General features: G+C 58.6%; 3 protein-coding genes and 2 pseudogenes. 4 read left to right on the forward strand and 1 reads right to left on the reverse strand.

Translation table 11 applies throughout. From position 1 onward, the window contains the following. The 4 genes and pseudogenes from MJ601_RS21620 to MJ601_RS21635 form a co-directional block, all read left to right on the forward strand. A partial coding sequence (locus MJ601_RS21620; RefSeq protein WP_491572945.1) for a tyrosine-type recombinase/integrase occupies positions 1–270 on the forward strand: 270 nt, incomplete at its 5' end. A gap of 138 nt (positions 271–408) precedes the next feature. Next, a pseudogene (locus MJ601_RS21625) lies at positions 409–675 on the forward strand (integrase core domain-containing protein); the annotation flags it as partial. 171 nt (positions 676–846) lie between these two features. Then, positions 847–3336, forward strand: a complete 2490-nt coding sequence (locus MJ601_RS21630) for a hypothetical protein (RefSeq protein ID WP_242130456.1) — start codon at positions 847–849, stop codon at positions 3334–3336. Between the two features lie 70 nt (positions 3337–3406). Continuing rightward, a complete protein-coding gene (locus MJ601_RS21635) occupies positions 3407–4165 on the forward strand; it encodes a hypothetical protein (RefSeq protein WP_242130457.1) in 759 nt (252 codons plus the stop codon). A gap of 448 nt (positions 4166–4613) precedes the next feature. On the opposite strand, the pseudogene MJ601_RS21640 reads toward MJ601_RS21635, so the two are convergent. After that, positions 4614–5106: pseudogene (locus MJ601_RS21640) on the reverse strand (hypothetical protein); the annotation flags it as partial.

Consider the following 5106-nt stretch of genomic DNA (forward strand, 5'->3'; position numbering starts at 1 on the left):
CTGCGTCGCATGGGCTATGCGCAAGATGAGATGACCGGCCACGGCTTCCGGGCGATGGCGGCCACGCTGCTCAACGAGATGGGCCTGTGGCATCCCGACGCGATTGAGCGCCAACTCGCCCATTGCGACAACAATGCCGTGCGCCGCGCCTATACGCGCGGGGAATATTGGGATGAGCGCGTCCGCATGATGCAGCATTGGTCGGACCATCTCGATTTCCTCCGTGACGGCGCGAAGGTTCTCAAGGGTCCGTTCAAAAAAGCAGAATAAGCGGCATGTTTCGACCCAACTTAAGCCGTTTCACGCCGCGCGCGTTAATGGCCGTTCCTGCCGGAACATGCCATTGAGCCGTCCGGCAGCAGTGCGCCCATAGGCGTGTTCAATTGCGTCTTCGCCGAACTGGCGGGCAGGGCTGGCAAGCCGACGGACAATGCCTTCATCGAAGCATTCAACAGCAAGCTGCGCTGCGAATGCGTGAACACGCACTGGTTTCTGTCGCTGGAAGACGCTTGCGAAAAGTTTGACCGCTGGCGTAGACACTACAACGAGGAGCAACCGCACTGCATGATCGGGAATATCCCCCCGATCATGCTGGAAAACCCGACCGGGTCCACCAGCCCTCCGGACCCGGGCCAAGCGGAAAACTCTAGACCCGAGCGGTCCAAGGTTGGGTAGAAGTGCAACACGCCCCTTCGCTTGGTTTGCCGCCGACCTTCGCCTCCAGAAGATGGATACATGGCGTACAAGCGGGATGTTGAGCCTCGCATTGGTTCATTTAGCATGATAAACTGAATCGATTTGTATCGGGCAGGTCTCATCGAGGGGGAGTGGGGGGTGCGAACGAGGTTGTTTTTGATAGCTGGAGCATTTTTACTGCTTGGGGCAATTACAACGGAAAGCGCACCAACACCTCCGGAAGAAAGAGTGGAGGATGTATGGACGCCGGAAATCCCTGCCGCTCTCGCCGGCCCTTATATTGTCGACCCCGAAATCCTGAAGGACTTCGATGCAGCCGGTGAGGATTGTGGAGCAGACGACCAGCGCCTGACCTTTGCCTGTCTGATCTATCGCGACGGCCGCTCAGCGATGAAAGCCAGTGAGATCAGCTCAAACCCATTCAAGCTCGACGTTTTCGACGAAGTCACCGCTACCGTGACCAAAGACCTCCAGTGGATCCGGACACAACCGCAGTTTGGCGGAGCGAAGGTTCGTAGCCTTTCGCCGGACTTCCTCAAATTCGATGGCGCCAGCATCGAGCTTGTCGGCGTGATCAACCGCATGGATCGTCAGTTCAATCGCGACATCGTGCCTGAGCATAACCGGCGACTAGCGTGTGGCGAGATCAGCGCGATCTATCGCTTCGGGTACAAGGGCGAATTGAGGCCAGGGACTCCGGGCGAGCGTCGCTATGGTTCACGCCTTCCGGTCACGATGAACGTCGTGTTTTCGGCGCAGCCATGGGCAGGGGCACCAACCTGCCGCGAGATCGCTGCGCGCTGGCTTGCCTACGCCGAAGAGATGAGGAACGGTTCTCCGATCGAGATCCTGCGAGAGAAGGCGGCCTCTGCCATAAGTTCGCTGCGCTCGGCCGACATCGATCGCATCGAGCTCAACATGCAGGGATCGCGTGTTCCCGCTTCGGGCGACGACGCTTCCGTCGACCAAGGTCCAGGCTTGCCCGCCGGCACCGATTTTGGGACGCTGGCAACTTACATCATCCGGGTGTTCCGGTGGGATAAGGTCGATCGCACTTCAGGCCACTGGCACGTCAGTTATCTGACCAATCAGATCGACCGCGCCCGCCTGCTCGGCGATCCGCGGGGCGATGCAAATACCTGCGAAGATCAGCGGGGCAAGCAAATCAGCCGTCGCGAGTTGGCTGACTATTTGTTTACAATGGGGAATTCGAAGAAATCGTCTGAGGCAACTAATGCCTTCGGTGATGTCGATAACGGAATTCTCAACATTCCCCAGAGATTCCTCGCTTGTCGCGCCATTTCGGTGTCGCCTGGCGGTGCCAGCCGCTCGGCCAATCAGCCGTTCTGGAATACGACGAATGCCGCTGAAGCGATCCTCACCGATGAGCAGATCAATGCAGGGCTCAAGGAATACAAGCGGCGCTATCCAGCCTCTTTGTCCTTTATCGGAACCGCCGATGAGTTTCGTGCTCGGCTTAACGAGGCGTCGTGCTCGGGCTGCCATCAAAGCCGGGCGATCGCTGGATTTCACTTCCCTGGTGCCGATGTCGCCGGAACTTCGCCGGTCAACGCGGTGTATCTGCCCGGATCGCCGCATTTCTTCGGCGATCAGCCCAGACGCCTGGAAATCCTTCGTAAGATCGCCGATGGCGGTAATCCACAAGGCCGCGCGCTTGCGACGAGCTATGCCGTGCGTCCTCTCAATCGCTTCGCCGCGCTGGCGCCGGACCCAGCAGTTCCGCCAGAGCGCCGAATTCAGCTAGTCGGTGGCTGGGGCGGCGCTTGCATGACAACTCGCCCCCGCGGAAGCACACGCAAATGGGATTGTGCGGCAGGGCTCGAGTGTCAGGCAGTTTTCGGCTCGTCAAATCAGCCGAATATCGGAATGTGCGTAAACCCGTCTTTACGGCCGCAAATTGGCGAAGCCATGCAATTAGGAGCCGTCAAGACAACTAGGTTCGGATTCGACACCTATCTACGCAGCACCCCGGCATACGGTCCGAGCAAGCCTGGACAGCCACGGAACACGACGATCGACACCAAATGGCTGCCTGCACCGGCTCACAATAGCTGGTTTGCTGCCCACCAAGAATTCAACGTAGGTCTTTACAACGCGCAGCCCGGGGAGACCGACCTGGAGCGCGCTCGCCGGATCCGCGACCAAGGCACGGGCGGCTTTCCGGCAGGCTCGCTTCGCCTCTCGGAATGCACCGATTTGCCTGGCGAGGCGACCTGCGCATTGCTCGCTTCCAGCGGCTTTAATGCTTGCCTCGATCAAGTAGGAGACGGCAAACGGACTCCCGAAAGTTGCTTCCGGGCCTTCACCAATTATGCCGGAGTCCGTTCCTGTGACCCGGCCAATCCCTGTCGCGATGATTACATTTGCCTAAGCCCGATGCGTTATCTCGCGGGCGACGCGAAGGACAAGATGGCGGCGCGTCTCAAGTTCCGCAAAGAGGAATATGACGCACACCCCGAGTTCCGCACGGCGCTGAGTCAAACAACATTTGGCGAAGCTGGTCCGGATGACGCATGGCTCAGCCGAAACGGCGGACGAGGTGATCGCCGCGGCGTCTGCATTCCACCCTATTTCGTGTTCCAGTTCAAAGCCGATGGTCACGTCGTCCCGCCGCACTGATCGCGGCCTTGCAACCTCGTCCGAACGACCGCCCCACCGCCCGTTTTTGCAGGGCAGCAAAGGACAAGAAATGACGCTACTCGCAGATTTACGTCTGAACCGCCGCACGGTCCTCGCAGGCATTGCATCCAGTGCGATTGCACTGCCATCCACGGCCGTCGCCTACGTCAATGAACGCATTTCGGGCCCGGGCTATGCGGCTGGCGGTGCGCGCTGGCTGCTCCAGAATTTCGGCGATGTAATTGCTGGAAAGGTTGCGGGCACACCGTTTTCACGCTCGCTGCTCTGTGCCATGGCCTATCAAGAGACAGGTTACGTGTGGTACACTAGTCTCCGTCGCCAAGTGAGCGCTACGGAGCTTCTGCGGTTGCTGGTTCTGGACAACTCGACACCGCGCTCCGTCTTCCCTCGGGACACAGCCTCCTTTCAAGCGGATCGGCGGTTCGGAAGTCTGGCTAAAGAGCTCATTTCGGCCAGCGATGCGTCCCGCCGGGCTCGTGGAGTCAAACCGACCGGCAAACTGCTGTTCGGTTACGGGCTTTTCCAGAATGACCTTCAGAATATCGAACGTAATCCGGAGTTCTGGACCGATGAGATGGGCAAGGATGCAGCGGGCAATCCCATACACGGGGTTTGGGGAGATATCGGCAAGAGCACTGATTATTTCATCCGCGAACTTGCCGGGAAGTACGACAACGCCGGACGCAACATGCGACGTGCAGTTCGCGCCTATAATGGATCCAATTCCAGCTCTCAAATCTATCTGGAAAACGTGACGATCTACGAGAAGGCGATTGCTGACAGTCTTGGTGAGCGGTCGTTGCTCTAGGTGGGGCTAGGTGGCGGCGGCAACCTACGATTTTAACTCGTGATACCTTAACCGTGGGACAAGCACGACCGGCAAGTAGGGCGCATCATAGGTGATGCCGCGCACATGATGGACGCCCGAATCACCTTCGACGAACTGTGCGCTTGTCGGATCATGCAGGCAGAAGTTCACGCCGTCGGACACCGATCTGCGATATTGCATGCCGTCGAAGCCTTTCTACCGAAGGACGACCGCGAGCAGCTGGGTGAGCAGATAACCGCCGTTGTCGTCGGGTGTCCGGTCGTCTGCCGTGCACCTCTCCCATTCTTCCAAACCCCGTGGGCGCGCGTCCATAGCATTCGACAGCGCATGGCTGCCGCCAATCCGGCCTTCGTAAGATCACAGGCGGCTTGATCGAAAAGCCACTCGAGTTCTCATGGTATATTGGTTCTGAGGTGCTGCAGGGCACTTAGCCAGGCGCGACCCGCACTATGACGCGGCGATAGCTTCGCATAGCCAGATGGGCATCGTCACTAGCTTCGACGATCAGATGGAGCAAAATTGGTGCCTTCACCTCCGGCGCCGTCAGGACGATTTGTCGATCAGTGCATTGTTCGATCAACAGATTTGGAACTCTTGCCGTGCTGACCGAAGTCGTGCTTGGCTCCTTATACTGCCAGCATGACAGGCTGATAGTGTCCCCGTCTGGATCGCGCGTTTCCGACAAGTCGAGCTTGAGTTTCTGCCCAGCGATCATGTCGCGTGCAACCGGAGCCATTCCTCGGTCTCTATCGATGCGGATTATCGGTGGATGGTTCGCATCCTTATATTGAGAGGCGAGCGACCATTGTATGCGCGCTGCGAAATCGCCTTGATAGGCATCGCGCCAGCGCCAAATGCTGGCCTGTGCTTCGCTGTGCAAGCGCCCATCTTGGCCCATCGCGGTGTCCGTTACATCCGTC

Source organism: Sphingobium trunci, assembly GCF_022664535.1.
In the GTDB taxonomy this organism is placed as follows: domain Bacteria; phylum Pseudomonadota; class Alphaproteobacteria; order Sphingomonadales; family Sphingomonadaceae; genus Sphingobium.